Raw genomic sequence first — 26478 nt, 5'->3', positions numbered from 1 at the left:
AGAACACTGCAACAAAAAGACAATAAAAAACGGGTAGCCTAAGCTACCCGTTTTTTTATGTTTCTTAGCAAGCGCAATTATTTACGAACGGCGATTGCTTCAATCTCGATGCCAACATCTTTTGGTAGGCGAGCTACTTCGACACAAGAACGTGCTGGGTAGTTTGCTACTTCGTGCTCATCGAAGAACTTGCCGTAAACTTCGTTCACAGTACCGAAGTCGTTTAGGTCTTTAACGAATACCGTCATTTTTACGATGTCAGTGACTTTAAGGCCTGAAGCTTCAACCACTGCTTTCACGTTTTCTAGAGATTGACGTGCTTGCTCTGCGATGTCCGCAGACACTTCACCTGTTGCTGGGTTTACTGGGATTTGGCCAGAAGTTAGAACCATGTTACCTAGATCTACGCCTTGAACGTAAGGACCGATTGCTGCTGGTGCAGACTCAGTGTGAAGTACTTTCGTCATTTGAATTGTTCCATCTGTTTAGGGGAATAAAGAGTGTACTCAAACAATTTGAGCGTTCTTAAGAAGAATCAGTGTGCCTTTAAACATGAAGCACGTAAAGAGCAAAATACCCCGCACGGGCGGGGTATCAGTCAATTTATCGTTAGCAAGAATCGAAGCGGGAAATTAACGTTCAGTGACGATCTCACGAGCGAAGACTTTCTCACAGTATTTACACTTCAGACGGATTTCTTCCTTCTTCTCGAATACTTGGAAGCTGCTCGCAACTGGTTCGTTATGCGTAATGCAGTTCGTGTTTGGGCACTCAAATACGTTGTTGATACGTTCAGGAAGCTCTAGTGCCAGCTTTTTTACCACTTCGTAATTTTCGATTTGGTTAACCGTAGCGTGTGGTGCGTATAGTGCCAATTTGCTTGCTTGCTCTTCGTTGATGAACACGTTCTCGATCTTCAACAAGTCTTTATGACCTAATGCGGATGATGGCAGATTAAGGCCAATCGTCACGCGTTGAGAAGAGTTGTGCATATCGAACAATTTCAACACTTTGATACCAATTTGGGCTGGAATATGGTCGATTACTGTGCCATTTTTGATTGCTTCTACCTGCAATTGAGTTTCTTTAGTCATGTCTTTTTCTCCCTCGATTACAGTGTTTCGTTTAGAACCAATGCCAACAATGCTTGGCGCGCGTACACGCCATTTTCTGCTTGTTGGAAGTAGTAAGCGTGCGGTGTTACGTCGACGTCTGTGGTGATTTCATCCACGCGTGGCAGTGGGTGTAGCACTTTCAAGTTCTCACGTGCACCTTCTAGTAGCGCTGCTGTTAGGATGTAAGCTGACTTGATGTGCGCGTATTCAGATTCATCGAAACGCTCTTTTTGTACGCGTGTCATGTACAGAATGTCTAGTTCAGGAATCACGCTTTCCATGTCTGTATGCAGGCTGTATTGAATACCTGCTTCATCGAGTTCTTCACATAGGTAATCAGGCATCGCGAGCGCTTCAGGTGCCACAAAGAAGAAGCGAATGTTATTGAACTTCGCCAATGCTTGAGTTAAAGAATGCACGGTGCGACCGTATTTTAGGTCACCAACGAACGCAACGTTCAGGTTGTCTAGACGACCTTGTGTTTCTGCAATCGTGTATAGGTCGAGTAGCGTTTGTGTTGGGTGTTGGTTGGCACCGTCACCAGCGTTAATCACAGGAACGCTGTTAGAGAACTCGGATGCCAAGCGCGCTGCACCTTCTTGAGGGTGGCGCATAACGAAGGCATCGACGTAAGAAGAGATCACTTGAACTGAGTCAGACAGTGTCTCGCCTTTTTTCGCCAGAGAGGTGTTACCACCGTTATCAAAACCAATAACATCGCCACCAATACGTTGAATCGCTGTTTCGAATGACAGACGAGTACGTGTGGATGGCTCAAAGAAACAGCTCGCTACAACCTTGTTTTTAATCAGTTCTGGACGAGGTTCTTTTTTTAGCTGACCTGCAGTTTCTACAATCAGTTCCAGTTCTTCACGTGAAAGCTCTGGAATAGAGATGATGTGCTTCTGGTAAAGCGAGTTCGCCATGATCTTCTTCCCTATAACAGTGGTGACTATCCCCAAAATTACCCTGGTGGAATTTCGGACATAAAAAAACCTCCCCAAATGGGGAGGTTTTAAAATTCAATAGAATTAACGAAAATAACAGCGCGTAAGCGTAGTCGCTTAGCTAGAGCAAATCGCGTTTTTACGTCAGCAATCGGCTTGGTCATTTCATAATCCTCAGACAAATTGCCGAGCATTATACGCTTAACTTTCGTGAGCGCAAGCGATTACATCGTGGTTTTTGTTACCATTTTTAATGCTTTGGTTTAGCTGCCTAACGTTGCTACCATCACGGCTTTGATTGTGTGCATGCGGTTTTCGGCTTCGTCGAATACGATGGAGTACTCTGATTCAAACACGTCTTCCGTTACCTCTAGTCCTTTCATGCCGTATTTCTCTGCCACCTCTTTACCCACAGTCGTTTCATCGTTGTGGAAGGCTGGCAGGCAGTGCATGAACTTCACATGATGGTTACCCGTTTGCTTAATCACATCCATATTGATTTGGTAAGGTGTCATCAGTGCAACACGCTCATCCCAAGCTTCAGCAGATTCGCCCATGGAGACCCAAACGTCGGTGTATAAGAAGTCACAGCCTTTAACGCCTTCTTCAACGTTTTCAGTCAGCGTGATCTTCGCGCCAGTTTGTTGGGCTATCTCTTGGCAAGTTGCGACTAATGCTTTTTCTGGCCAGAAGGCTTTTGGCGCTACAAGGCGAATGTCCATGCCCATTTTGGCTGCGCCAACCATGAGTGAGTTACCCATGTTATTACGAGCATCACCAAGGTAGGCAAACGTCATCTCATGCAGTTGTTTGCCGCGCCCGTGCTCTTGCATGGTCAGGAAGTCAGCAAGAATTTGGGTAGGGTGGAACTCATCAGTCAAACCATTCCAAACAGGGACGCCTGCGTAAGTACCGAGCTCTTCAACAATGGATTGACCAAAGCCACGATACTCGATGCCGTCGTACATACGACCAAGAACGCGTGCGGTGTCTTTCATGGATTCCTTATGACCAATCTGCGAACCAGAAGGGCCGATGTAAGAGACCTGAGCGCCTTGGTCAAAGGCAGCAACTTCAAACGCACATCGGGTACGAGTAGAAGATTTCTCAAAGATTAGCGCGATGTTTTTACCTTGAAGTTTCTTCTGCTCTGTTCCTGCATATTTAGTTTTTTTCAGCTCTGCGGACAGTTCGAGCAAGAACTGGATCTCTTTAGTTGAGAAATCCAATAGCTTCAAAAAGTTGCGATTACGTAAATTGAAAGCCATAGCTCGTCCCTTAGGTCGTGTGGTTGATAAAGAATAAAAGCATTAAAACATATAAATGCTTTTATTGTGAATAATTATTTTAATTAAAAGCAAAAAAAGGTTGATGCATTCACATCAACCTTAGTCTCAATTGGTTTTATTTGGTGGGAGAGGTTTCTCAAATATCATCACGTTCGATTGGGCAGCTCATACAGCGTGCACCACCACGACCGCGACCAAGCTCGTTACCCGGAATAGTCAGGACTTCAATGCCAGCTTTGTCGTACTTCTCGTTAGTGTAGACGTTACGTTCGTAACCAATCACAACACCAGGTTTCACCGTCAGTACGTTGTTGGCATCGTTCCATTGCTCTCGTTCAGCTTCGTAGCTGTCACCACCCGTTGTGATGATCTTCAATTGATCTAAGCCAAGTGCCGATTCGATGGCATGCAGATAGTTGTGTGATGCTTCGACATGCATTTCACCGTTGCCTTTAGGTGTTAGGCGCCAGGTGTCTAAATCTTTACGCATGATTTCTGGGTATACCGAGAAAGTGTCCACATCCATGTGCGTCATGACCGTATCAAGGTGCATGCACGAGCGGTGTTTTGGTAGGTCGATAGCAATCACTTCTTTCGCCTGACCAGATTTAAATAAACTCGCCGCTAAGTTTTCTACACCTTGTGGGGTTGTACGCTCAGACATACCAATCAAAACGGCACCTTTACCGATAACCAGTACATCACCGCCTTCTACGTTTGCGTTGTCATAGTGAAGGTCTTCATCACCGAAGTAATTAATGAAATCTTGACCTGCGAAAGTTGGGTGCCAACGGTAAATGGCGCGCAGATGGTTGGTCTCACGTTGTCGCGCAGGCATCATCATTGGATTAAGAGAAACGCCGCCGTATACCCAGCATGACGTGTCACGGGTAAAGAGGTGATTCGGAAGAGGTTCGATAACGAAATCCAATGGACGCTTCATTTTCGGTAGCATCGAAGAGGATTTGATTGGTAGTTCAGAGTAGGCCAAACCACCAAGAAAGATAGTCGCAAGATGTTCGTCATCCATTTCTGCAAAGTATTGACGCAAATCACGAGCAAATGTTGGGCCGTAACGGAAATCGGAGATTTGAGTATTCAACAACCATTGTTTTGCTTCAGGAACGGCAAGTGTCTCTACGAGCAAATCGTGTAGCAGTAGCACCTCGACATCTTGCTCTCGTAGTGTACGGGCAAATGCATCGTGCTCTTCCCCTGCAGCTTCTACCGCGAGCACGTCGTCAAATAATAGTTCGTGACAGTTTGATGGGGTGAGGTGGGTGAGGGCACGCTCTGGGCGATTCAATAACACTCGTCTAAGTTGACCAACTTCTGATCCAACGTACAGCTTGCTCATTTTGTATCCTTACAAATTTTCCAGCCATTAGTTATGACAAGCTTGCCGCAAAGATGCAAGTCCTAGAACTTACTCTATATGTCGATATCTTGCCTTTTATTAGCGATATATTTTGTAAATTAATGCTTTGCATTTTTAAATTCTATATTTAGAACTTTGTTCATAGTATTTAAAAAGTGCGTTTTTATTCTTTTTACTCGCTTTCAATAGACTCACATTGTTAGTGCATAAAACGCGCATAACTATTCTAAAATATGCATTTTTAAAGCTTTCTTTATTCGCTTGCATTTTTAATTGCCTTGTTGGTGTATTCACTTCATGGCCATAAACACGCAATGCACTCTCCTATCTCGACGAATTTACTTGATTAGGATCTTCTGAATATTAAAGATTTCTTGTTTTTGTTAATTTTTTGTTTCTGTGAGCGAGGTTTCGATTTTTGAGAAAGAATATTCGTTAAGAATCCAAGCCGTTTGGTGTTTGTTTGTGGCTTTTCATCGCAATCCGTGCCATATTTCACCGCATTAACATACTCAGTCTTGAGTATAGTGTTTTCATCAAGTAACTAATCTGGAGCCAAAACATGTCTCACGAAGATGAATATCTATCAGTAGAAGAATTAATTGAGATTCAAAAGGAAGAGACTCGCGATATCATTGCAGCATTGCTAGAAGACGGCAGCGATCCAGATTCACTATACGAAATCGAGCACCACCTATTTGCTGAAGACTTCGACACGCTAGAGAAAGCGGTTGTGGAAGCATTCAAAATGGGCTTTGAAGTGCTTGAAGCTGAAGAAACAGAAGATGAAGACGGTAACAAACTGCTTTGCTGTGATGCAACAATGGAATCTGCACTAAACGCAGAAGCGATTGATGCACAGGTTGAGAAGTTGATTCACCTTGCAGAAAAATACGACATCATTTACGACGGTTGGGGTACTTACTACGAAGGCGAAGATGCGCTTTACCCAGACGAAGATGATGAAGACGAAGAGTAATCGACTCATTCATTCTAAGAAGCCAGCGTTTATCGCTGGTTTTTTTTGTGCCTTAAAAATGATAACCGAGGGTGAGCATAAATAATTCTCATTGAGTTTGTAGGCTTACTGCCTATAACCCTAAGCCACTTGAGTATATAATGCATGAAAATTGATCTAGCTCAAGGTGTATATGCAACTCTCACTCGCCGGTTTATGGCAAGTCTCTCCACTGACGGACCTTTCTATCCCACAGGATGACATTACTTTCCCTGCTCCTTTGAGTCAGGTATTGCCTGCTGAACTGACTGAAGAAGCGATCCGTCAGCAAGAGTGGCACCTGATGCACGACATCGAAGTGGACGAATCCATGATGGCATTCCCAGCGGTAGAAATGGTGTTGGGTGGTGTGGATTACCATGCAGAAGTGCGTTTGAACGGAGTCGCATTGTTCGACTGTGACGGTTCGCAAAGCATATACAAAAAAGACATTCGTCCATTTATGCAGATGGGGCGCAACCGTTTTGAGATCCTGTTCCTCGAGGAAGAAGAAGATCTTCTGCTGGATGAGGATAAACCGGAGTTGTGCTCACTTGCGGATCATGAATACCAAAAGAGTGATGAGCGCTTGGGGGTATGGCAAGAACCGTATCTACAGTTCATTCGCAATGTTCGTTTAGACCGCGTGGCTACCGAGCAGATTTGGCACCACGGTGGTGGTTGTGAGTTTAAAGTCGACTTGTACTATCAAACTTTTGCGCCGGGTCTAGTATCGGCATCGGTTAAGTTTAATGGCATGACTTACCATATTCCTATTGATGTCCGAGCGGATCATGCGAGTGCTTTATTCCAGATCGAAGCGCCAAAGTATGCCGATCTTAACGATCCCGATCCAAAAGATCTCTACGAACTCGTAGTGGAGTTGGATGGGCAGCGCCAAGCATTTACAGTGGCACTTAGCCAAGAGCTCTGTGTTACCCATCTTGTACTTTAAGTTTGGGGATAAAACGCTATAACGTCTTAAGCATCACGACTTCACATGCATCATGCCCTGTTTGTCCTAGCGGGGCATCGAGATGCTCAAAGCCTAGCTTTTCATACAAGCCTACCGCTTCTCTTAGACATTCTGTCGTTTCTAAATAGCACTGCTGATACCCAAACTGTTTCGCTAGCTGTAAGCTCAATGCGACGATGCGTTTAGCTAAGCCGTGCCCTCGTGTTTGAGGTAAGAAGTACATCTTTTGCAGCTCACACACATTTGGCTCACCAGCTAAAGGTGCAAAGCCGCCGCCACCCACAATCTCGCCTTGGTATTCGACTACCCAGTAGGCTGCGCCTTGTTGGTCGTAAACCGAGTACATGTCATCAAGCGTTGGATCGGCCACACCATAACCTTTGTCTGCGGTTAAACCGTATTCTGCGGAGACTGCGCGAATCACGTTTGCAACTTGCGAGTTATCTGCTTTGGTAAGAGGTCGAAGAACGTATTCCTCTGCCTGACACACTTTTGTTAGCCCTTTTAGGTAAGTCTCTAAACCAAGTTTGATTTGCTCTTGCTCGCTGTCATCCAGTTGGGTAAGCAGTTGTTCAAAGAAGCTGTTTTGCTGTTGGTCTAGTTGCGATAACGCCTGTTGACCTTGCTCTGTAAGCGCCACAAGTTGACTGCGTTTGTCTTTCGGGTTTTCGATACTCTCAACTAAACCTAATTTAATCAAACCGGTAACGGTGCGGCTTGCATTGGACTTGTCGACATTGAGCTGTTGTGCTAGTTGATTGATGGTCAACGGCTGCAGTTTGATCTCACCTAACGCGTGCGCTTGCACTGGAGTGAGAGCGACGTCGCCACATTGCTTATCGAGCATACCAAGTAATCGGACGGCTTGACGGGAATAGTGTCGGAGTTGACGAGCATTCATTATCACTTACCTCTAAAAATAAAGTTGCGCACCGCAATTAAATTAATTGCGGTGCGCAACTTTGTCAATGGTAAATGTCATTTTGCTCGTTAGGAGGCGTATTGAGCCTCCATGTTTAAGCGTGTTGGTGCAGACAGAACTGTGGTGCTTGGTTATCTGATCTACGCATCCATACTTTCTCGTGGAAGTAGTACGCTACTGTATTCAAGCTTGGCTCTAGCATTGCCATGATACCGCCGACAAACGCATCACCTGTTAGTAAGTAAACTACGGTAAAGGCAACACTGAAGTGGATAGTGGCAAAGCTTGCGGTTTTTATTTTGGTCATCCACTGACGAGCTTTAAGCGCAGGGACTTTTGCCCATGCTTTTTCATGAAAGTAGAAAGCGACGGTGTTCACTGAAGGCTCAATCATGGCAATTAAACTACCAATTAGAATGTCGCCAGTAAGCACGTAAGCGACACTAAACGCGATAGTAAAATGGAGTGCTGCAAAGGTTAGTGTCTTTTTCATGATAATTACTCAATTGTTGTGTTGTTTCGATAGGTCTATTATTGAGAATTATTATCATTAAATCTAATGGGCAGTTAAGATTAGTTTGATAGGTAAAAACTATTAAATATGAGGCAGAGTAGGAGAGAGTAGTGAATATCTTTGAAAGCTTTCCGAGCAATAAAATGCAAAAAGGGTTGATGCTTTCACACCAACCCTTTGATTCTTTTATTCTAGCTTTTAGCGATTAAAGTGCAGCGATCGTTGTCTTCTGCTCTTCTAGCTTAGCTAGTGTCTCTTTGTAACCTTCAAGCTTCTCACGCTCTTTAGCAACAACCGCTTCAGGAGCTTTCGCTACGAAGCCTTCGTTACCTAGTTTGCCTTCGATACGCTTGATTTCGCCGTGAGTTTTCTTGATTTCGCCATCTAGACGAGCAAGCTCAGCGTCTTTGTCGATCAGACCCGCCATTGGGATCATAAGCTCAGACTTAGCAACCAGTGCTGTTGCACACGCTGGCGTTTCTTCGTCAGCAGCAAGTACGCGTACAGATTCTAGTTTCGCTAGAGACATCAGAACTTGTTTGTTTGCTTCTAGACGCGCTGCGTCTTCTGCGTTTGCTGCTTTCAACATAACGTCAAGCGGCTTACCTGGGTTGATGTCGTATTCAGCACGTAGGTTACGGATGCTGGTAATGAACGCTTTCACCCATTCAATATCGTCTAGCGCTTCTTGGTTGAAGTTTGCTTCGTCGAATTGAGGCAGTGCTTGCAGCATGATTGTCTCACCTTCTACACCTTCAACTAGTGGCTTGATGCTTTGCCAGATAGTTTCAGTGATGTAAGGAATCACTGGGTGAGCTAGACGTAGAGTCTTCTCAAGAACCGTGATTAGTGTACGGCGAGTACCACGTTGTTGCGCTTCAGTACCTTTCCATAGAACTGGCTTAGTAAGCTCAAGGTACCAGTCACAGAATTGGTTCCAGATGAATTCGTAAAGCGTGTTAGACGCCATATCTAGACGGAAGTTGTCGATATGGTTGTTGAACGCTTTCGCTGCAAGTTCAAACTGAGACTCGATCCACTTGTCCGCTAGTGAGTATTCAATCTCACCACCGTTGAAGCCACAATCTTGCTCTTCTGTGTTCATCATTACGTAACGGCTTGCGTTCCATAGTTTGTTACAGAAGTTACGGTAACCCTCAAGACGCTTCATATCCCAGTTGATATCGCGACCTGTTGATGCCATTGCTGCAAGAGTGAAACGTAGTGCGTCTGTGCCGTATGCTTCGATACCGTTTTCAAACGTCTTACGAGTGTTCTTCTCGATTTTCTTCGCTAGTTGAGGCTGCATCATGTTGCCACAACGCTTCTCTACTAGAGACTCTAGGTCGATACCATCGATCATGTCGATTGGGTCAAGTACGTTACCTTTCGACTTAGACATCTTGTCGCCGTTTTCGTCACGGATTAGACCAGTAACGTAAACTGTTTTAAACGGTACTTGTGGTTTGCCGTTTTCGTCTTTCACGAAGTGCATGGTCATCATGATCATGCGCGCAACCCAGAAGAAGATGATGTCGAAACCAGTTACTAGTACGTCTGAAGGGTGGAATACTTTCAGATCGTCAGTTTGCTCTGGCCAACCTTGAGTACCGAACGTCCATAGTGCAGAAGAGAACCATGTATCCAGTACGTCTTCGTCTTGGTGCAGTTCAATAACTGACTCTAGGTTGTTGTTCTTACGAACTTCTTCTTCGTCACGACCTACGTAAACATTACCTTGGTTGTCGTACCAAGCTGGGATGCGGTGACCCCACCATAGCTGACGAGAGATACACCAGTCTTGAACGTCACGCATCCAAGAGAAGTACATGTTTTCGTATTGCTTAGGAACGAATTGGATGTCGCCGTTTTCAACTGCTTCAACCGCTGTTTTCGCTAGAGGTGCAGTACGTACGTACCACTGGTCAGTTAGCATTGGTTCGATAACCACACCACCACGGTCGCCGTAAGGAACTTGTAGATCGTGATCTTTCACTTCTTCAAGTAGACCTAGCTCGTCGAATTCAGCAACGATAGCTTTACGAGCTGCAAAACGCTCCATACCTTGGTACTTAGCTGGTAGCTCAGTGCTGTAAGCGTCGCTTGCTTCGCCGTTGGTGTTGAATACTTCAGAAGCGTCACGGATGTTCGCGTCGAAAGTCAGAATGTTGATCATTGGTAGCTGGTGGCGCTTACCAACTTCGTAGTCGTTGAAGTCGTGCGCAGGTGTGATTTTCACACAGCCAGTACCTTTTTCCATATCTGCGTGCTCATCGCCCACGATTGGAATGCGACGTTCAACGATAGGAAGGATGATGTCTTTACCGATAAGATCTTTGTAACGTGGATCTTCTGGGTTAACCGCAACACCAGTATCGCCTAGCATGGTCTCTGGACGAGTCGTAGCCACAACGATGTAGTCTTTGCCATCCGCTGTTTTAACGCCATCTGCTAGTGGGTAGCGGAAGTGCCACATGTTGCCTTTAGTGTCTTTGTTCTCTACTTCTAGATCTGAAATCGCTGTGTGTAGCTTTGGATCCCAGTTAACTAGACGCTTACCGCGGTAGATTAGATCGTCTTCGTATAGACGTACGAACACTTCTTGAACGGCGTTAGATAGACCATCGTCCATCGTAAAACGCTCTCGGTCCCAGTCTACAGATGCGCCAAGGCGACGAAGCTGCTTAGTGATAGTACCGCCAGATTCGCCTTTCCATTCCCAGATTTTGTCGATGAAAGCTTCACGACCGTAATCGTGTTTTGTTTTGCCTTCTTCTGCAGCGATCTTACGCTCAACAACCATCTGAGTTGCGATACCTGCGTGGTCCGTACCTACTTGCCAAAGAGTGTTTTTACCCTTCATGCGCTCACAACGGATAAGCGTATCCATGATCGTATCTTGGAACGCGTGGCCCATGTGTAGGCTACCAGTGACGTTCGGTGGCGGGATCATGATGCTGTATGATTCTTTAGTAGTGTCACCGTGTGGCTTAAAGTAGCCTTTCTCTTCCCAAGTCTGATACAGAGCTTGTTCGATTGAAGTTGGGTTGTATGTCTTTTCCATAGCGCTCTTTTAATGGATACGTTGATGGTTGAATCTAAGTCAATCTTTATAAGTGAGGGATCTTAACAAGATCGCCTTAACTATAAGGATTGACCGTTAAGGATATTGAATTTCGATCGTTTGCAGTTGATAACCTGCTTGACGGTAAATTTTATACCTTTCTCTTGCGACCTGTTTAGCTTTTTCTTCGCAAGGCACGAAGTCTACCACTTGAGCAAACTTGTTCGCAAAGGTTGTCTCATTTTCCGCCAAATTAATTACCAATTGACGATTCCAATTAGGTTTTACGCCTTCATGGCCGATCTCAATATTGGTGGCGTATTTCGGTCCTTCACCTACGAGATTATGAGCCATGAACTTATCTGCATCAATTTGCCAAAAAGCCTCGGCCAGTTGTTCGGCGTGCGACTTGTCTTGGCAGTTCAAATACACTTTAGCTCCTTGGCGAGCAAAGTGCTGAGCCAAGAATACGATGTATTGTTCAAAGCCCGTCTTTGTAGCTTGAGGGCTCTCTTCTTTAATGATGTAGAAGGTTGCAGTTTGCATCATTCTCTCACTTGCCATTGGTCTCATCCTTAGACCATTTTACATTCCTATTCTCTCTCAAGAAAATCGGGGTAATAAAAAAGGGCCTTGCGGCCCTTTTAGATAGTGTTCAGAAATTACTCTTCTGTCTCTTGGCCGCTGCGGTTCAAAAGGAATTGGACAAGCATTGAGACAGGACGGCCCGTTGAGCCTTTCGCTGCGCCTGACTTCCAAGCTGTACCCGCGATATCGACGTGTGCCCAGTTGTACTTCTTAGCAAACTTAGACAGGAAGCAACCTGCAGTGATAGTGCCAGCAGGACGACCACCAATGTTTGCCATATCAGCAAATGGACTCTTCAGCTGCTCATGGTACTCGTCTGCCATTGGCAGACGCCATGCACGGTCACTTGCTTGCTCAGAAGCGTTTACTAGCTCATGAGAAAGTGGGTTGTGGTTAGAGATTACGCCGCTGATGTGGTGGCCTAGTGCGATAACACAAGCTCCCGTTAGCGTTGCAACGTCTACTACGCAGTCTGGTTCGAAACGCTCTACGTAAGTCAGTGCGTCACAAAGAACAAGACGACCTTCCGCATCAGTGTTCAGAACTTCTACAGTTTGACCAGACATGGTTGTTAGGATGTCTCCTGGACGGTAAGCGTTGCTGCCTGGCATGTTTTCACAGCCTGCTAGAACACCAATAACGTTGATTGGTAGGTTTAGCTTCGCTAGCGCTTTCATTGTTCCGAATACAGACGCAGCACCACACATGTCGTACTTCATCTCATCCATACCTTCACCAGGTTTTAGAGAGATACCGCCTGAATCGAACGTCAGACCTTTACCGACGAGAACGATAGGTTTTGCTTCTGACTCTGGGTTACCCTTGTATTCGATAATCGACATCATAGATTCGTTCTTCGAACCACGACCTACTGCTAGGTAAGATGTCATGCCCAGTTTTTCCATCTCTTGCTCACCAATGATCTTGGTGGTTACGGTTTCGTAATCGTCAGCAAGGCGACGAGCTTGAGAGGCTAAGTAAGCTGGGTTTGCTACGTTTGGTGGCATGTTGCCAAGATCTTTTGATGCTTTCACACCAGAAGAAATAGCTAGACCATGGGTGATTGCTTTTTCACCTAGGTTCAGTTCACGACGCGTTGGTACGTTGAACACTAGCTTACGCAGTGGACGACGAGTTTCTGGCTTAACGCTCTTGAACTGGTTAAATGTGTAAAGACCATCTTTAGTCGCTTCAACCGCTTGACGTACTTTCCAGTACGTATCGCGACCTTTAACGTGTAGTTCAGTTAGAAAACATACTGCTTCCATTGAACCGGTTTCGTTAAGTGTGCTGATCGTCTTTTGAATGATTTCCTTGTACTGGCGCTCGCCGAGTTCACGTTCTTTACCACAACCTACAAGTAGAACGCGCTCTGACAAAACACCTGGTACTTGATGCAGTAGTAGCATCTGACCAGGTTTACCCTCTAGATCACCACGGCGAAGTAGTGAACTGATGTAACCGTCACTGATTTTATCAAGTTGTTCGGCTACTGGAGAAAGGCGACGTGGTTCAAACACACCAACAACGATACATGCGCTACGTTGTTTCTCTGGACTGCCACTTTTAACACTGAACTCCATGCGTACTCCTACATCCTGAAGACAAATTGCTCTAAATGTTAGATAATGATCGCTTACTTGTTGAATTTAAGCTCAGGTCTTACCAACAGAGCTGATTTAAGCGCTAACATCTAGTTTATAATTTTTAAAAAAATAAATGGTTCAACGGGAAACTATAGTGATTCGACCAAAAAAACAAGTTTTGTATAGGTAATTTCAGCGTGATTATTGTTAGATATTTGATCCGCGAAACACTCAAGAGCCAATTTGCGATTTTCTTCGTACTTTTTTTGGTGTTTGTGAGCCAGAAGTTTATCAGTGTTCTTGCTGATGCTTCGGACGGGGATATTCCTGCTGGATTAATTTTCTCAGTGGTTGGTTTAAACATGCCAGCCATGGGTTTATTGATGCTGCCATTAAGTTTGTACATCGGCATATTGATCACCTTTGGTCGCTTGTATGCGGAAAGTGAGATCGTGGTAATGAATGCCACCGGTATCGGGAATAAATTCTTGGTACAGGCGGCATTGTACTTAGCTCTGATTACATCAGGTGTTGCTGCGTTTAATGCGTTGTGGTTATCGCCTTGGTCTCAGGACCGTGTCGAGCAGCTGTACGAGCAAGTCGCGGCAGAAAACAGCGTTGACCTGCTAAAGAAAGGCCAATTCCAAGGAACGCCAGATGGTTCGTCAGTCGTGTTTATTGACGACATCAAAAACAGCACGTTAAGCAACGTGTTTGTTGCACAGATGCGCCCTCGCGATTCCATTCTACCAAGCGTGATGTTCTCTTCTTCAGGCGATGTAAAAGAACTGTCGGATGGCCGTCAGATCATTACGATGCATGAGGGCACGCGCTATGAAGGTGTGCCGACTCGCGTGGAATACATGATCACCAAGTTTGACGAATATGAAGGCTTGATTGGCCAGCGCGAAGTGAAGCAAAAAGGTCGTGATTGGGAAGCTTACCCAACCGCAGATTTGATCGGTCATCCCGATCCAGAAGCGCAAGCAGAACTGCAATGGCGAATTTCATTGTTTGTGTGTATTCCGCTGTTGACGATGTTGGTTATTCCGCTTTCCGCGGTCAACCCACGTCAGGGACGTTTCGCTAAAATGGGCCCTGCCATCTTGATTTACTTGGCGTACTTCCTTGCAATTAGTGCAACGAAATCTGCGTTAGAGGATGGTGCTATACCTGCTGCTATTGGCATGTGGCCTATTAATGCGATGCTGCTTTTAGTCGCTATCCTGGCGAACATGATGGACAGTGTTCCTGCTCGTCGAATGAAAGAAAAATTCTGTAAGAAGAGGCTCGCGTAAGCTGTGTTCAAACTCTTAGACCTTTACATCGGTAGAACGATAATCTCTACCACGGCTTTGGTGTTAGCGACCTTTGTTGGTTTGTCTGGCATCATCAAATACGTAGAGCAGCTGCGTAAAGTCGGCCGTGGTGCATACGACTTAATGCATGCCCTCTACTTTGTGTTACTAAGTATCCCTCGCGATGTAGAAATGTTTTTCCCGATGGCTGCGTTGTTGGGGGCATTAATTGGCCTTGGTATGTTGGCTTCCAGCTCCGAGCTCGTAGTAATGCAAGCAGCCGGCTTTTCTAAGTTGGATATCGGTTTATCAGTGCTTAAAACCGCGGTTCCATTAATGCTAATCGTCATGACGCTTGGCCAATGGGGCGCACCTGAAGCACAAAAAATGGCACGTGATCTACGAGCGTTTGCTTTGTCTGGCGGTAGTATCGTTTCTGTTCGGGCTGGTGTTTGGGCTCGTGATGCCAATGATTTTATCTTTATCGGCAAAGTTGAAGACGACAAACTCTATGGTTTGAACATGTGGCGTTTTGATGATGATAAAAACCTACAGAAAGTCATTTTTGCTGAAGAGGTTGATTACCAACAAGACAACAATTGGCTGATGCGCTACGTGCAAGTTACTGACATGGAGAATGAAAACGTCATTACCAAGCGTGATTTGGAACAAATGGAGTGGCACACCTCATTAGCACCAGACAAACTGGCAGTCGTGACGGTAAAACCAGAAGAGCTGTCACTAAGTGGCTTGTATGACTATGTGACATACCTGAAAGCATCAGAGCAAGATGCTTCACGTTATGAACTGGCATTTTGGCGCAAGCTATCTCAACCGCTTTCTATCGCGGTAATGATGTTGATGGCACTGTCATTTGTATTCGGTCCATTACGTAGTGTGACCATGGGGGCAAGGGTGCTTTCGGGGGTGGTTGCTGGCTTTACTTTCTACATATCCAGTGAATTCTTTGGTCCTCTAACCTTGGTATATGGCATCCCGCCAGTATTCGGTGCACTGGCTCCAAGTCTCGTATTCTTAGCTATTGCGGTATCTCTGCTCAGAAGAAAGCTATAGATTCCCAAAGACAGTAAACATAAAAAAGGAAGGCGCCATGCCTTCCTTTTTCTATTTTGCTTCTGCCATTTAACTATTTAGCTTTCGGTAATACCACGACTTCAGTTTTTGCCCAAATATCATGGAAACCACGTTTCTGTGGGTCAATGGGTACAGTGAGGTTAGCTAAGCCGAAACCAGAGGTTGCTAGGCGAATCAATGCCTGAGTTACAGAAATAGCTGAGCCATCTTTACTGTTTCGGATCTGCATTTTCCAAGCTCGCATGCCTAGTGTTTGACCTGCTCGTGTCCAGAAGAAGACAAAGAAATATACCCAGACTGTCGCCAAGTAAAGGGTAAATAGCGGGCTTAATACAGGGTGCTTTCCTAGCATATCCGCTGCATCTGCATATTCTCCATAGCTCAATAATCCTGCTGCATTTAACGCAAAGACGATTGCCATCACTACGCCGGCGGCCATCATTTCAATTGCTAAGATAATCAGCATATCGTAGAACAACGCCGCTAATCGGCGAAATAAGCCCGCTGGTGGAAGAGTTGTAGAAGTCGTCATAGTTCCATCACTTACCTTTAAAATTGTGCGTCAGGATATAGATTCCGCTTGTCGGTGAAAAGAGAGCTAACGCACAGAGTCTCTAATTACGAAGAAATCACCATAGCAGAAGACACTTTATATCCATCGTCTAACTTAACAAAGCTATCCAGTTCAAACTTCGCGTCACCTAACCTGTGAAATCGTCAAACATACGGTACCTTGCTTAGAACATGAGATTACGAATGACGTGATAGAGGTACAAGATGATCGTGATTACCGGCGCGAGCAGTGGACTAGGTGCGCAACTAGCTAAGTTGTATGATGCTCAAGGCGAAGAAACACTGTTAACTGGACGCAGTGAAGAGAAGTTAGCGACTCTTTCTCAACACCTATCTAATAAAGCTCAAGTGCGTAGTTGTGATTTGGTGGATACATCCCAAGTCGAGAATTTGTTTAATGAGCTGCCTAAAGCGCCTTCTACTCTGATTCACTGTGCTGGAAGTGGGTATTTTGGTTTATTAGCTGAGCAAGACCCGCAAGAGATTCAAAAGCTGATTGAAAATAACCTCACTTCGGCGATTAATATTCTTCGAGAGTTGGTCAAACGTTATCAAGAGCAGCCAGTAAATGTTGTGATGGTGATGTCGACAGCAGCACTGCAAGCTAAGGCACAAGAATCGACCTATTGTGCGGTGAAGTGGGCTGTCAAAGGACCTATTGTGCGGTGAAGTGGGCTGTCAAAGGTTTGATTGAATCCGTTCGTATGGAGTTAAAAGGCAAACCAATGAAAATTATCGCTGTGTATCCCGGAGGTATGGCGACGGAATTTTGGGAGACGAGCGGTAAGACTTTAGACACCAGTAGCTTTATGAGTGCAGGTGATGCAGCGCGGATGATTCATGGTGCGCTTTCTAATATTGGTAATGGTTACGTTTCGGATATTACAGTTAACCGTTTATAGGGCTGAGAGGGAGGTCTTGTTATCAGGTGATATGGCAGACTGAACTGTGATGAGATCTTCTTTGTCACACTTTGTGGCGAAATTATCAGCAAACGATAGTTATTTAAGGTTTTTCTGCTTGCGCAGGTCAAAAGCTTACGTATAATGCCAACCATCAAAGGGCAATAGCCCCGAGATGCCGGTGTGGTGAAATTGGTATACACGACGGATTCAAAATCCGTTGCCTTCGGGCGTGGCGGTTCAAGTCCGCCCACCGGTACCATATTCCAAGACAGAGCCTCGACGAAAGTCGGGGCTTTGTTGTTTCTGGTTATCCAAAATAAAAAAAGCGCGAGGGGTATGCCTCGCGCAAACTACTACATGGTGATAGTAGGAACAGCCTATAGAGCTGTGAACAAGGTGTTCTGTGTATTAGGAGTCCAATCCGACTGTGATACATGCGGAATGTTTACGAGGTAGCGAAGACCTTGGTAAGTCACGACATCATCTGCTTCATAAGCAACGTTTAGTGTCCAGTTAGTTGCAGGATCGGCATTTGTCCAAAGGCTAGACGTTGAAGACGGTGCCCAATCCTGTTGTGCGACGTGCGTTGTAACCGCTTTATAAACAGTACCTGAATGTGTTACGTAATCACCAGCAACGTATGCCTGACCAACTTGCCAAACTGGTGTGTAGTTATCCATGCTATCGAAAACGTATCCTGCTTCTTTTGCGATTTGGATAAACTTAGCCAGCTTAGGTAAGTTTTTGGTTGCTCCCATGCCGCGTTTGCCATCTTCGAATAAGAACTCATGTGTTAACACGATAACTTTGTCTGCGTGTAGCGGAGTACCACAAGGGAATTCTTGTGTTTTGGAGTTGATAGGGTTGATCGTCGTTGGCGCACAACTGTTTAGGGCCGCATCAACATAACCTAGAAACGGTTCTGCTTCCGTCAAACTATTTGCTGGCATTGCAATGCCCCAGTTCTCCGGTGCCCAGTCGAGATCCCAACCATGGGTTTGATATCCCTTATTCGCTAAGATATTTTGAACTTCAATCGAGGCCTTAACGCTGTTTGACGGGTTGTTAGTGTCACAGACGTAGCCAGGTTCCCAAGGTTTTAAGTCATCAGAGGTTGCACATAAGCCATCTGCTTTAAAGTTTTTTGTTACACGCCAGCCGTTGGTATATGGCAATCGAGCAAACTCTTCACCGCGATAGTTTGGGTAACTGGAAATATTTGGTAGGTATCGCTCGAGTACTGCTAAGTTTTCGTCAAATGTTAGAGCGTCGTAGACAGGATCTTGGTAAGAGTTAATTTGATGATCGCCCGTCGCATTACATTCTGCACCACTGTTAGGGCCAAATTCTTCCACGCAGTTATGGATCATATGGGCATAACTGTGGTTCGCTACGATATGCCCTGTATCGAGAGCCAGTTTCAAAGCTTCTAAAGCGCGGTCCTCATTTTCATCACCAATCCCATCTAGGTGCCAAGCATTAAAGTAAAAAGTGCCTTTAACCCCTTGTTCATTAAGCACATTAATCACATCGATTGACGCATTAATAGGGCCGTCATCAAAAGTTAAATATATCGTGCCTTTTGGGTCTGCTTGGGCAAACGAATATTGAGATAGAGCAGTGCCTAAGAGTGTAACCATAGCCAGTTTATTTAATTTCATTCTTTATTCCTTTTAAGAAGTTAATTATGACGTTGTCAGTAGTAATATATTGATAGTTATAAATATAAATTTTGTGTTTTATTATTCTGTTGGCTTTTATCCTAGACCTAAATAATTAATAAAAAATAGAGCGTATTTTCTAAAGTGAGATTTAGTTCACGAACAATGCAACCGGTTGCGCTTTTTTGCGTTGGTTATTTTTGCTACAGTTTTTGTAGGTTGAAAATTACACAACGGGAGTAAGGCTATGAAAAAGATCCTTTTATGCTGTAGCGCTGGGATGTCGACCAGTATGTTGGTTAGAAAGATGGAGCAAGCTGCTGAAAAGCAAGGTATTGCATGTAAGATTGATGCGTTGTCTGTGAACGCGTTTGATGAAGCAATCAAAGAGTACGATGTTTGCTTGCTTGGACCTCAAGTTCGATTCCAATTAGAAGAGTTGCGAAAAACAGCTCAAGAGCACGGTAAAAATATAGAAGCAATTTCCCCACAGGCTTATGGAATGATGAAAGGGGAAGAAGTATTAAAGCAAGCATTAGAACTTATTAACTAATTCAATAGTTTAAAATAAAAAGAACAATCATCAAATATTGATATTTGATGTGGGGTTCTTTTGTCTAAAAATAAGGATGGACTCTATGAAGCTTTATGATGCGATTATAGGAATAGTCGAAAAGCATATAGCCCCAATTGCAGCAAAAGTGGGTAATCAACCTCATGTTAGAGCAATGAGAGACGGATTTATCGTGGCAATGCCGTTTATTATTGTAGGTAGCTTTATCTTAATATTTGCTTTTCCACCATTTGAAGAAGGGACTTCGTTTACTCTAGGTCAAATATGGTTGGACTTTGCGACGACGCATTTCGATACCATTATGATGCCGTTCAATATGTCGATGGGAATCATGACGATATTCGTCTCGCTAGGGGTCGCCTATAGCTTGGCGAAAGCGTACAAAATGGATGGGATAACCAGTGCTGTTTTGTCGCTTATGAGTTTCTTATTAATTGCAGCTCCTGCTAAAGACGGCGCTTTGGCAATGAATCATATGGGAGGAACGGGGATTTTTACTGCGGTAATGAGTGCTTTCTTTTCTGTCGAGCTGTACCGCTTTATGAAAAAGCATAACATTACGATTCGCATGCCAGAGCAGGTGCCTCCGGCTATTGCACGATCCTTTGAGGTATTGCTACCCGTCTTAGCGATTTTCGTTACGCTTTACCCTCTGAGTATTTTTGTTCAAATGCAATACGATATGTTGATTCCTGATGCGGTGATGGCAATGTTCAAACCATTGATCAGTGCTTCAAATACGTTACCAGCGATCATTGGCGCCTTGCTTGTTTGTCAGTTATTGTGGTTTGCGGGCATCCATGGAGCGGCGATTGTCGTTGGTCTTCTGTCTCCCATCTTCCTTACTAATATCAGTGCTAACATCGACGCGTTTGTTGCTGGCCAACCTATTCCAAATGTATTCACTCAGCCATTCTGGGACTTCTACATCTTTATTGGTGGTTCGGGTGCAACATTAGCGCTGGTAATGCTTATGTCCTTCAGTCGTTCAGCTCACCTCAAAAGTATTGGACGTATGAGTGCAGTGCCTGGTTTCTTCCAAATTAACGAACCGGTTATTTTTGGTAGCCCTGTGGTGATGAACCCTATTCTATTTATTCCATTCGTATTCGCACCTATCTTGAATGCCACCATTGCGTATTTTGCTGTGCACCTTGGTTTTGTTGGCATGGGGGTAGCAACAACACCTTGGACTACACCAGCTATTATCGGTGCATCATGGGGTAGCGGTTGGACATTCTCACCTGTGTTGCTCGTGATAGGGCTACTGATTCTTGACCTGTTTATCTACTTGCCGTTCTTCAAGATGTTTGAAAAGCAAGTATTAGAGCAAGAGCTTCCAACAAGCAAAGAAACAAAAGACGCGGAACAACCATCCGGTGAAGGCGTAACAGCATAAAGATGATTGGGCTGTCATTCGATAGCCCTCCCTTTCGGAGAGAAGACATGGAACAAGAATTAGTCGTGATGGAAATTATCTGCAACGCGGGTGAAGCCAGAAGTTTGAGTTATGAGGCATTGCGCCTATCGAGAGAGAGAAACTTTGCAGCAGCGGAAGAAAAGCTTTTTCAAGCGAAAGAGTGCATTAACAAAGCGCACCTGATTCAAACGCAATTGATTGAAGAGGACCAAGGAGAGGGCAAAGTGCCAATGACCTTGGTTATGGTGCATGCTCAAGATCATTTAATGACGACCATCTTAGCGCAGGAAATGGCGGTAGAAATCGTCGCATTGAACAAGCAAATTTCTGAAAGGTAAGGAAGCCACGATGCCGAGAAATGCAATCAAGCTCGCCATTATAGGTGGCGGCAGTAGTTACACTCCGGAACTTGTTGAGGGTGTTATTAAACGTTTGGAGTTCTTACCTGTTAAACAGATGCACTTTGTTGATATTGAGTCTGGGGCGGAGAAGTTAGAGATCATCACAGGTTTAGCGCAACGTATGGTCGATAAAGCTGGTGCTGACATTGAAATTAAAGCGGGTTTTGATCGTCGTGAAGCAATCAAAGGTGCGGACTTTGTTATGACGCAATTCCGTGTTGGTGGTTTAGCTGCGCGAGCGAACGACGAGCGTATTCCTATTAAATATGATGTTATCGGTCAGGAAACTACAGGACCGGGTGGTTTCGCCAAAGCATTGAGAACCATTCCTGTAATCCTCGATATTTGCAAAGATATTGAAGAATTAGCCCCAAATGCTTGGATGTTGAATTTTACTAACCCAGCAGGTTTAGTCTCTGAAGCGGTGAGTAAATATACCAAAGTGAAGAGTATTGGACTTTGTAATGTGCCTGTTTCGATGGAAATGATGATTGCCGAGATGATGGATTGTGAACCAAAAGAGCTGCAACTTGAGTTCGCAGGTTTGAATCACTTGGTGTGGGTACATAAAGCATGGCTTAGAGGAGAGGATATTACTCAAACGGTACTAGAGAAGGTTGGAGATGGTGCCAACTTCAGTATGAAGAATATTTGGGAGGAACCGTGGGATCCTGCATTTCTTAAAGCGTTAGGGGCGATCCCTTGTCCTTATCATCGTTATTTCTATCAAACAGATGCCATGCTAGCGGAAGAAAAACAGAGCGCGGGTGAACAAGGCACGCGTGCTGAACAAGTTATGGAGACCGAATCGGCACTATTTAAGCTGTATCAAGATCCTAACTTGGCTCATAAACCAAAAGAGTTAGAAGAGCGGGGAGGAGCTTACTATTCCGATGCATCATTGAACCTAGTGGACTCGATTTATAACAATCGCAATAGTATTCATGTGGTGAACGTACTAAACAATGGCGCAATTAACGGTTTACCTGACAATGCTGTGATTGAATGTAGTGCAGTTATTGGTAGTTGGGGGGCAAAACCGCTCGCAGTAGGGGAGCTCTCGACCAACATAAAAGGACTACTTTACCAAGTTAAGGCTTACGAACAATTAGCGATTGAAGCTGCGGTTGAAGGGAGTTATGACAAAGCACTTATGGCGTTGACCAATAATCCGTTAGTGCCTGATATTGGGCGAGCGAAATCCATTTTGGACGACATATTGAAAGTGAATGCACCTTACCTTCCTCAATTTAAACTGACAATGCTGTAAAAAGGGATATCACCAATGAAAGTGATTTTTAACGCTGATGACTTTGGCTTAACGCCCGGAGTGAATAACGGAATCATCAAAGCACACCAGCAAGGTGTGGTTCGGTCGACCACCATGATGGTAGGAATGGGGGCCGAGAAGCATGCCGTCGAATTGGCGAAACAAAATTCTAACTTGAAAATTGGTATACACCTTCGTTTTACCGCTGGTGCTCCAATTACGGGGCACCCTAATCTTACCAATGGTAAGGAGCACTTTGTTAGTTATGCCGAGTTATGGAAAAAACAAGATTTCGATTTAAAGGCTGTGTATGAAGAAGCGCAAAGCCAAATAGAGCACTTTCTTGCTTTAGGCTTATCATTGAGTCATCTAGATAGCCATCACCATGCGCACACTCACCCTCAATTGCTCCCTGTTATAAGAGAACTTGCTACAAAATATCGTGTACCTTTACGCGGAAGTGGGTTATGCCATGTCAGGAATCCTGTTCGATATTTCTTTACTGATGAATTTTATGATCAAGGTGTAAGTCTCGATGGGTTGCTAAGGGGCTTGCTCAGATTAAAGTTTCAGTACGATATTGTCGAAGTGATGTGTCATCCCGCAGAGGCCGATCAACCTCTAATACTTAGCAGCGGTTACGCGCTGCAACGAGAATTAGAGCTGCAGGTTCTGACCTCCCCGATACTTAAGCAAGAACTTGTTCAACATGGTATCGCAGTCACGGATTACTCTGAGCTTATTTCTTCTCACAAAGTTGCCAGTGTATGATTTAGGCCGCCGGCGTCGAACCCTATTATCACCTTACGACTTGCTGGTGGCCGCTTTATCTAGGTTATCTCTTCGAATAAAACATGCAGTTGGATTAAATAGCAATATGGCAAGGATAAAAGATGTCGCAGAACTCGCTGGAGTAAACCGTTCCACCGTTTCTCGCATTATTAATGGTGAAGGCAAGTTCCGTGAAGAGACAAGAAAAAAAGTCGAAGCGGCCATGGCGCAATTAAATTATCGCCCAAGTGCGATTGCCCGCTCCCTAGCGACTTCATCAAGTAACATGGTTGGTTTATTGGTGACGTACTACACCGGTGGATTTTTCGGGGAGATGATGGAGCAAGTTCAAACGGAACTAGACATCCATAAGAAGTTTTTGATTACCGCACAAGGTCACCATTCCGCAGAAGGAGAGCGAGAGGCTATTGAGCGTTTTAATGATCTTCGCTGCGATGGTTATGTGCTTCACAGCCGTTATTTGTCTGATGATGAGTTGCGTGAACTAGCAAAGTTACCAACGCCGTTTGTATTACTTGATCGTTATGTAGAAGGTATTGAAGAGCGGTGTGTCACGTTCAATCATCATGATGCGAGTCGAATAGCGGTAGAGCACCTTATCTCGGGGGGGCACAGGCACATTGCTTGTATTAGCGGCCCTTCACAGCGTCATAATAGCTTACTTAGAAAGTTAGGTTATGTAGATGCAATGAAGAGTGCGGGCATCGAAATTGATGAAAGCTGGTGTGAAGAAGGTAACTACGGCCGTCAAAGTGGTTATGATGCAATGGCTTCTATATATAGACGGCATCCTGAAATAACCGCGCTTTTTTCTTGTAGTGAGGAGATGACGGTTGGGGCAATGCAATTTCTGCATGAACATAAGATATCTGTCCCAGAACAAATTTCGTTAGTAAGCTTTGATAGTGTCGACCTATGTGAAAGTCTCTACCCTACGGTATCTGCGGTTCATTTCCCAATTAGTGACATGGCGAGAGTGGCAGTGCAAACTCTTATAGGGCTAGTCAAAGATCAACAAATAGAAAGCAAGCCTATCTTTGAAGCTCAACTGAAAATACGTAAGGCCGATAGGTCTTTATGGTAAGTGCTAAAGGTTGAGTGGCCTATAACCTACTCGTTATTGTCTATTGATGGTGAGCACATCGACGCTTTATACATCGGCCTTATTGATGAATTCATTTACAAAATCCACTACTATTAAAGGCTTATCAAGAAGAACTAAGTCAGTAGTGGAAAAGTGGCAACAATTAAACTTACAGTGGATCGTATTCAGCCCGGCTTACATATCCGTCTCCCACTCAAGTGGAACGAGCACCCCTTCCTATTAAATAGCTTCAAAATCAAAGACCAAGAACAAGTTGAGATGATCCGACACCTTGGAGTTAAGTTTGTTTATTTTAACTCAGAACAGAGCGAAGTATCGCCTCTACCAGCGAATCAGCCGCAAGTAGAAGTAAAGAAGGACGACACTTTAGAGCTGGAAGCTCAGAAGCTATGGCAAGAGAAGCAAAAGCGCATCGAAAAGCTTAGCGCTTATCGCCGTCGAGTCATTCAATGTGAGAAAGAGTTCGAGCGTTCCCTCGCCCGTATGCGCTCTGTGATGACGAAAATACGTAATCGTCCCGCCGCTGCTGTTGATGAAGCCAAACAATTGATTGACGATATCGTTGAGAGGTTGATGTGCGATGATAATGTCACATTACATTTAATGAATGGCAAAAATGAATTTGAAGATATCTACTTCCATTCGTTGAACGTTGCTGTCATTGCTATGATGATTGGACGTGCAAAAGGATACTCCGCAGAGCAGCTTAAAGCGCTCTCTTTTGCAGCGCTCTTTCATGATATGGGCAAAATTAAAATCCCAACGGCTATTTTACGTAAACAGGTGCCGCTCACTGAACCAGAAAGTAACTATCTTAAGTTGCACACCAAGTACGGCTTGGATATGGCGAATCAAATTGATGACTTTCCTGAAAGCGCGAAAAGAGTCATAGCCCAACATCATGAGATGAGAGATGGCTCGGGTTATCCTAAAGGGTTAAAAGGGGATGGTATCGATGAGTTGGCTCAAGTGATCATTGTGGCGAATGCTTTTGATAATTTGTGCCATACGCCAGTCCCTTCCGAACAAAAGATACCTTATACCGCGCTCTCTCATTTATATAAGAATTGCAAACATCTATATAAAGAAGAAAACCTTAATATCTTGATCAAGTTTATGGGCGTTTTTCCACCGGGAACGGTAGTACAACTTTCCAATAATATGGTGGGGTTGGTGATCTCAGTAAATGCGTCACACTTGTTGTTTCCTAATGTCTTAGTTTATGACCCTTCAGTTCCGCGTACACAAGCGCCGATTATTGAGCTTGCATCAAAAGACTTAAAAATCGTAAACGCGATTCATCCATCCAAACTGCCCGAAAAAATTAGGGAGTACCTAAATCCAAGATCTCGGATTTCCTATTTCTTTGACAGTGATGAGTAGTTATCCACAGGTTTTTGTGGGTAATCTGTAGAAATCTTGGGTGTTATTTATGGGTATTTTTCTGGTTGGATGGAAAGTATCCACTTGGTATGTTTTTTTAGAAAAAATGCATTTTTAGTCTTGCCAAAGAAAATCTTCTCCCTATAATGCGCATCCATCGACACGGCAGACGCCACAAGGCTTCAGCAGAGTCGAGGAGGTAAAAAACTTCTGAGGAAATAAATTGAAAAAAGTGTTTGACACTCTCAATTATCTCGCTAGAATTCACCTCCGCTTTGAGAGAAAAACTTCTCGCAAAGCAAGCTCTTTAACAATATAGACCTATCAATCTGTGTGGGCACTCGTTGATGATAATCCAATTAGAAATTTCTCTTAATAAAGAGCGGTTTCAAATTAGGTTTCAATGAACTGAGTGACCAATCAAGTCTTCGGACTTGGCACAGTCAATTCATTATCATTCTGTTGGAATGATAATAGCTTTAAAATTACTTCTTACTTTCGAGTAAGGATGAGTTTTGAAGTCAGTATTCGTTGAGCCGAACAAAATCTTAAATTGAAGAGTTTGATCATGGCTCAGATTGAACGCTGGCGGCAGGCCTAACACATGCAAGTCGAGCGGAAACGA

The 26478-nt window shown here is 44.4% G+C and carries 24 protein-coding genes, 1 tRNA gene, 1 rRNA gene and 1 pseudogene; 14 read left to right on the top strand and 13 right to left on the bottom strand.

Annotation, left to right across the window (positions count from 1 at the left end):
- Positions 1–77: 77 nt before the first annotated feature.
- The 6 genes from OQJ86_RS11495 to arcA all read right to left on the bottom strand — a co-directional run bounded on the left by OQJ86_RS11495 (position 78) and on the right by arcA (position 4708).
- The gene (locus tag OQJ86_RS11495) at positions 78–467 is read right to left on the bottom strand and encodes a RidA family protein (protein WP_005432832.1); all 390 of its coding nucleotides are present in this window, start codon (positions 465–467) and stop codon (positions 78–80) included.
- A gap of 165 nt (positions 468–632) precedes the next feature.
- Entirely contained in the window at positions 633–1094 is a 462-nt protein-coding gene (gene pyrI / locus OQJ86_RS11490; protein ID WP_038864489.1) for an aspartate carbamoyltransferase regulatory subunit, read from the bottom strand.
- Positions 1095–1111: 17 nt separating this feature from the next.
- Positions 1112–2041: an aspartate carbamoyltransferase gene (gene pyrB / locus OQJ86_RS11485; protein ID WP_265987801.1), complete on the bottom strand. Its 930-nt coding sequence runs from the start codon at positions 2039–2041 to the stop codon at positions 1112–1114.
- Positions 2042–2130: 89 nt separating this feature from the next.
- Positions 2131–2256 (bottom strand): aspartate carbamoyltransferase, encoded by a 126-nt coding sequence (locus tag OQJ86_RS26610; RefSeq protein WP_082037739.1) that lies wholly within the window; start codon positions 2254–2256, stop codon positions 2131–2133.
- Between the two features lie 69 nt (positions 2257–2325).
- Positions 2326–3330, bottom strand: a complete 1005-nt coding sequence (gene argF / locus OQJ86_RS11480; RefSeq protein WP_265987800.1) for an ornithine carbamoyltransferase — start codon at positions 3328–3330, stop codon at positions 2326–2328.
- A 157-nt stretch (positions 3331–3487) separates the two neighbouring features.
- A complete protein-coding gene (gene arcA / locus OQJ86_RS11475; protein ID WP_038864483.1) occupies positions 3488–4708 on the bottom strand; it encodes an arginine deiminase in 1221 nt (406 codons plus the stop codon).
- A gap of 583 nt (positions 4709–5291) precedes the next feature.
- On the opposite strand from arcA, the gene rraB reads away from it, so the two are divergent.
- Positions 5292–5708, top strand: coding sequence for a ribonuclease E inhibitor RraB (rraB, locus tag OQJ86_RS11470; RefSeq protein WP_038864481.1), 417 nt, complete (start codon positions 5292–5294; stop codon positions 5706–5708).
- A gap of 172 nt (positions 5709–5880) precedes the next feature.
- A complete protein-coding gene (locus OQJ86_RS11465; protein ID WP_038864479.1) occupies positions 5881–6681 on the top strand; it encodes a glycosyl hydrolase 2 galactose-binding domain-containing protein in 801 nt (266 codons plus the stop codon).
- 16 nt (positions 6682–6697) lie between these two features.
- On the opposite strand, the gene OQJ86_RS11460 is transcribed toward OQJ86_RS11465, so the two are convergent.
- From OQJ86_RS11460 to pepA, 5 genes are all read right to left on the bottom strand, one after another.
- On the bottom strand, positions 6698–7603 hold the full coding sequence (locus OQJ86_RS11460) for a bifunctional helix-turn-helix transcriptional regulator/GNAT family N-acetyltransferase (RefSeq protein WP_080869679.1): 906 nt from the start codon (positions 7601–7603) through the stop codon (positions 6698–6700).
- 115 nt (positions 7604–7718) lie between these two features.
- Positions 7719–8117: a DUF2061 domain-containing protein gene (locus OQJ86_RS11455; protein ID WP_042601054.1), complete on the bottom strand. Its 399-nt coding sequence runs from the start codon at positions 8115–8117 to the stop codon at positions 7719–7721.
- 226 nt (positions 8118–8343) lie between these two features.
- On the bottom strand, positions 8344–11202 hold the full coding sequence (locus OQJ86_RS11450; protein WP_265987799.1) for a valine--tRNA ligase: 2859 nt from the start codon (positions 11200–11202) through the stop codon (positions 8344–8346).
- Positions 11203–11298: 96 nt separating this feature from the next.
- Positions 11299–11748: a DNA polymerase III subunit chi gene (locus tag OQJ86_RS11445; protein ID WP_038864600.1), complete on the bottom strand. Its 450-nt coding sequence runs from the start codon at positions 11746–11748 to the stop codon at positions 11299–11301.
- 116 nt (positions 11749–11864) lie between these two features.
- On the bottom strand, positions 11865–13373 hold the full coding sequence (pepA, locus tag OQJ86_RS11440; protein WP_010450385.1) for a leucyl aminopeptidase: 1509 nt from the start codon (positions 13371–13373) through the stop codon (positions 11865–11867).
- Between the two features lie 200 nt (positions 13374–13573).
- Between pepA and lptF the strand changes: the two genes are divergently transcribed.
- A complete protein-coding gene (gene lptF / locus OQJ86_RS11435) occupies positions 13574–14674 on the top strand; it encodes an LPS export ABC transporter permease LptF (RefSeq protein ID WP_265987798.1) in 1101 nt (366 codons plus the stop codon).
- 3 nt (positions 14675–14677) lie between these two features.
- Positions 14678–15748, top strand: a complete 1071-nt coding sequence (lptG, locus tag OQJ86_RS11430; RefSeq protein ID WP_038879670.1) for an LPS export ABC transporter permease LptG — start codon at positions 14678–14680, stop codon at positions 15746–15748.
- A gap of 73 nt (positions 15749–15821) precedes the next feature.
- Here the strand turns inward: lptG and OQJ86_RS11425 are convergent, their stop codons facing one another.
- Positions 15822–16301 carry an RDD family protein gene (locus tag OQJ86_RS11425; protein ID WP_039975711.1) on the bottom strand — a complete coding sequence of 160 codons (480 nt, stop codon included), beginning with the start codon at positions 16299–16301 and terminating at the stop codon, positions 15822–15824.
- A gap of 245 nt (positions 16302–16546) precedes the next feature.
- Here OQJ86_RS11425 and OQJ86_RS11420 point away from each other — a divergent pair.
- A pseudogene (locus OQJ86_RS11420) lies at positions 16547–17244 on the top strand (SDR family NAD(P)-dependent oxidoreductase).
- Positions 17245–17421: 177 nt separating this feature from the next.
- Positions 17422–17506 (top strand) — tRNA-Leu (locus OQJ86_RS11415).
- A 118-nt stretch (positions 17507–17624) separates the two neighbouring features.
- On the opposite strand, the gene cod is transcribed toward OQJ86_RS11415, so the two are convergent.
- A complete protein-coding gene (gene cod, locus OQJ86_RS11410) occupies positions 17625–18908 on the bottom strand; it encodes a chitin oligosaccharide deacetylase (protein ID WP_042601060.1) in 1284 nt (427 codons plus the stop codon).
- A gap of 247 nt (positions 18909–19155) precedes the next feature.
- Here cod and OQJ86_RS11405 point away from each other — a divergent pair, with 247 nt between their 5' ends.
- The 8 genes from OQJ86_RS11405 to OQJ86_RS11370 all read left to right on the top strand — a co-directional run.
- Positions 19156–19461 carry a PTS sugar transporter subunit IIB gene (locus tag OQJ86_RS11405; protein WP_081634993.1) on the top strand — a complete coding sequence of 102 codons (306 nt, stop codon included), beginning with the start codon at positions 19156–19158 and terminating at the stop codon, positions 19459–19461.
- 85 nt (positions 19462–19546) lie between these two features.
- Complete coding sequence (locus tag OQJ86_RS11400; RefSeq protein WP_038864463.1) at positions 19547–20881, top strand: PTS sugar transporter subunit IIC; 1335 nt, start codon at positions 19547–19549, stop codon at positions 20879–20881.
- Between the two features lie 47 nt (positions 20882–20928).
- Positions 20929–21240, top strand: coding sequence for a PTS lactose/cellobiose transporter subunit IIA (locus OQJ86_RS11395; RefSeq protein ID WP_038864462.1), 312 nt, complete (start codon positions 20929–20931; stop codon positions 21238–21240).
- Between the two features lie 10 nt (positions 21241–21250).
- Complete coding sequence (locus OQJ86_RS11390; protein WP_038864460.1) at positions 21251–22573, top strand: 6-phospho-beta-glucosidase; 1323 nt, start codon at positions 21251–21253, stop codon at positions 22571–22573.
- Positions 22574–22588: 15 nt separating this feature from the next.
- Positions 22589–23344, top strand: coding sequence for a chitin disaccharide deacetylase (chbG, locus tag OQJ86_RS11385; protein ID WP_038879658.1), 756 nt, complete (start codon positions 22589–22591; stop codon positions 23342–23344).
- A 106-nt stretch (positions 23345–23450) separates the two neighbouring features.
- Complete coding sequence (locus OQJ86_RS11380) at positions 23451–24449, top strand: LacI family DNA-binding transcriptional regulator (RefSeq protein WP_265987797.1); 999 nt, start codon at positions 23451–23453, stop codon at positions 24447–24449.
- Positions 24450–24602: 153 nt separating this feature from the next.
- Positions 24603–25853 carry an HD-GYP domain-containing protein gene (locus OQJ86_RS11375; protein WP_265987796.1) on the top strand — a complete coding sequence of 417 codons (1251 nt, stop codon included), beginning with the start codon at positions 24603–24605 and terminating at the stop codon, positions 25851–25853.
- A 550-nt stretch (positions 25854–26403) separates the two neighbouring features.
- Positions 26404–26478: ribosomal RNA gene (locus OQJ86_RS11370) — 16S ribosomal RNA — on the top strand; the annotation flags it as partial.

Origin of the sequence: Vibrio sp. Sgm 5 (assembly GCF_026241575.1) — a bacterium.
Taxonomy (GTDB): domain Bacteria; phylum Pseudomonadota; class Gammaproteobacteria; order Enterobacterales; family Vibrionaceae; genus Vibrio; species Vibrio jasicida.
This window is presented reverse-complemented; position numbering and strand designations above follow the sequence as displayed.

Excerpts from the sequence above, each read along its gene's own strand:
- OQJ86_RS11495 (WP_005432832.1), bottom strand. The coding sequence starts at position 467 with ATGACGAAAGTACTTCACACTGAGTCTGCACCAGCAGCAATCGGTCCT.
- pyrI (WP_038864489.1), bottom strand. The coding sequence starts at position 1,094 with ATGACTAAAGAAACTCAATTGCAGGTAGAAGCAATCAAAAATGGCACA.
- pyrB (WP_265987801.1), bottom strand. The coding sequence starts at position 2,041 with ATGGCGAACTCGCTTTACCAGAAGCACATCATCTCTATTCCAGAGCTT.
- OQJ86_RS26610 (WP_082037739.1), bottom strand. The coding sequence starts at position 2,256 with ATGCTCGGCAATTTGTCTGAGGATTATGAAATGACCAAGCCGATTGCT.
- argF (WP_265987800.1), bottom strand. The coding sequence starts at position 3,330 with ATGGCTTTCAATTTACGTAATCGCAACTTTTTGAAGCTATTGGATTTC.
- arcA (WP_038864483.1), bottom strand. The coding sequence starts at position 4,708 with ATGAGCAAGCTGTACGTTGGATCAGAAGTTGGTCAACTTAGACGAGTG.
- rraB (WP_038864481.1), top strand. The coding sequence starts at position 5,292 with ATGTCTCACGAAGATGAATATCTATCAGTAGAAGAATTAATTGAGATT.
- OQJ86_RS11465 (WP_038864479.1), top strand. The coding sequence starts at position 5,881 with ATGCAACTCTCACTCGCCGGTTTATGGCAAGTCTCTCCACTGACGGAC.
- OQJ86_RS11460 (WP_080869679.1), bottom strand. The coding sequence starts at position 7,603 with ATGAATGCTCGTCAACTCCGACACTATTCCCGTCAAGCCGTCCGATTA.
- OQJ86_RS11455 (WP_042601054.1), bottom strand. The coding sequence starts at position 8,117 with ATGAAAAAGACACTAACCTTTGCAGCACTCCATTTTACTATCGCGTTT.
- OQJ86_RS11450 (WP_265987799.1), bottom strand. The coding sequence starts at position 11,202 with ATGGAAAAGACATACAACCCAACTTCAATCGAACAAGCTCTGTATCAG.
- OQJ86_RS11445 (WP_038864600.1), bottom strand. The coding sequence starts at position 11,748 with ATGCAAACTGCAACCTTCTACATCATTAAAGAAGAGAGCCCTCAAGCT.
- pepA (WP_010450385.1), bottom strand. The coding sequence starts at position 13,373 with ATGGAGTTCAGTGTTAAAAGTGGCAGTCCAGAGAAACAACGTAGCGCA.
- OQJ86_RS11425 (WP_039975711.1), bottom strand. The coding sequence starts at position 16,301 with ATGACGACTTCTACAACTCTTCCACCAGCGGGCTTATTTCGCCGATTA.
- cod (WP_042601060.1), bottom strand. The coding sequence starts at position 18,908 with ATGAAATTAAATAAACTGGCTATGGTTACACTCTTAGGCACTGCTCTA.
- OQJ86_RS11405 (WP_081634993.1), top strand. The coding sequence starts at position 19,156 with ATGAAAAAGATCCTTTTATGCTGTAGCGCTGGGATGTCGACCAGTATG.
- OQJ86_RS11400 (WP_038864463.1), top strand. The coding sequence starts at position 19,547 with ATGAAGCTTTATGATGCGATTATAGGAATAGTCGAAAAGCATATAGCC.
- OQJ86_RS11395 (WP_038864462.1), top strand. The coding sequence starts at position 20,929 with ATGGAACAAGAATTAGTCGTGATGGAAATTATCTGCAACGCGGGTGAA.
- OQJ86_RS11390 (WP_038864460.1), top strand. The coding sequence starts at position 21,251 with ATGCCGAGAAATGCAATCAAGCTCGCCATTATAGGTGGCGGCAGTAGT.
- chbG (WP_038879658.1), top strand. The coding sequence starts at position 22,589 with ATGAAAGTGATTTTTAACGCTGATGACTTTGGCTTAACGCCCGGAGTG.
- OQJ86_RS11380 (WP_265987797.1), top strand. The coding sequence starts at position 23,451 with ATGGCAAGGATAAAAGATGTCGCAGAACTCGCTGGAGTAAACCGTTCC.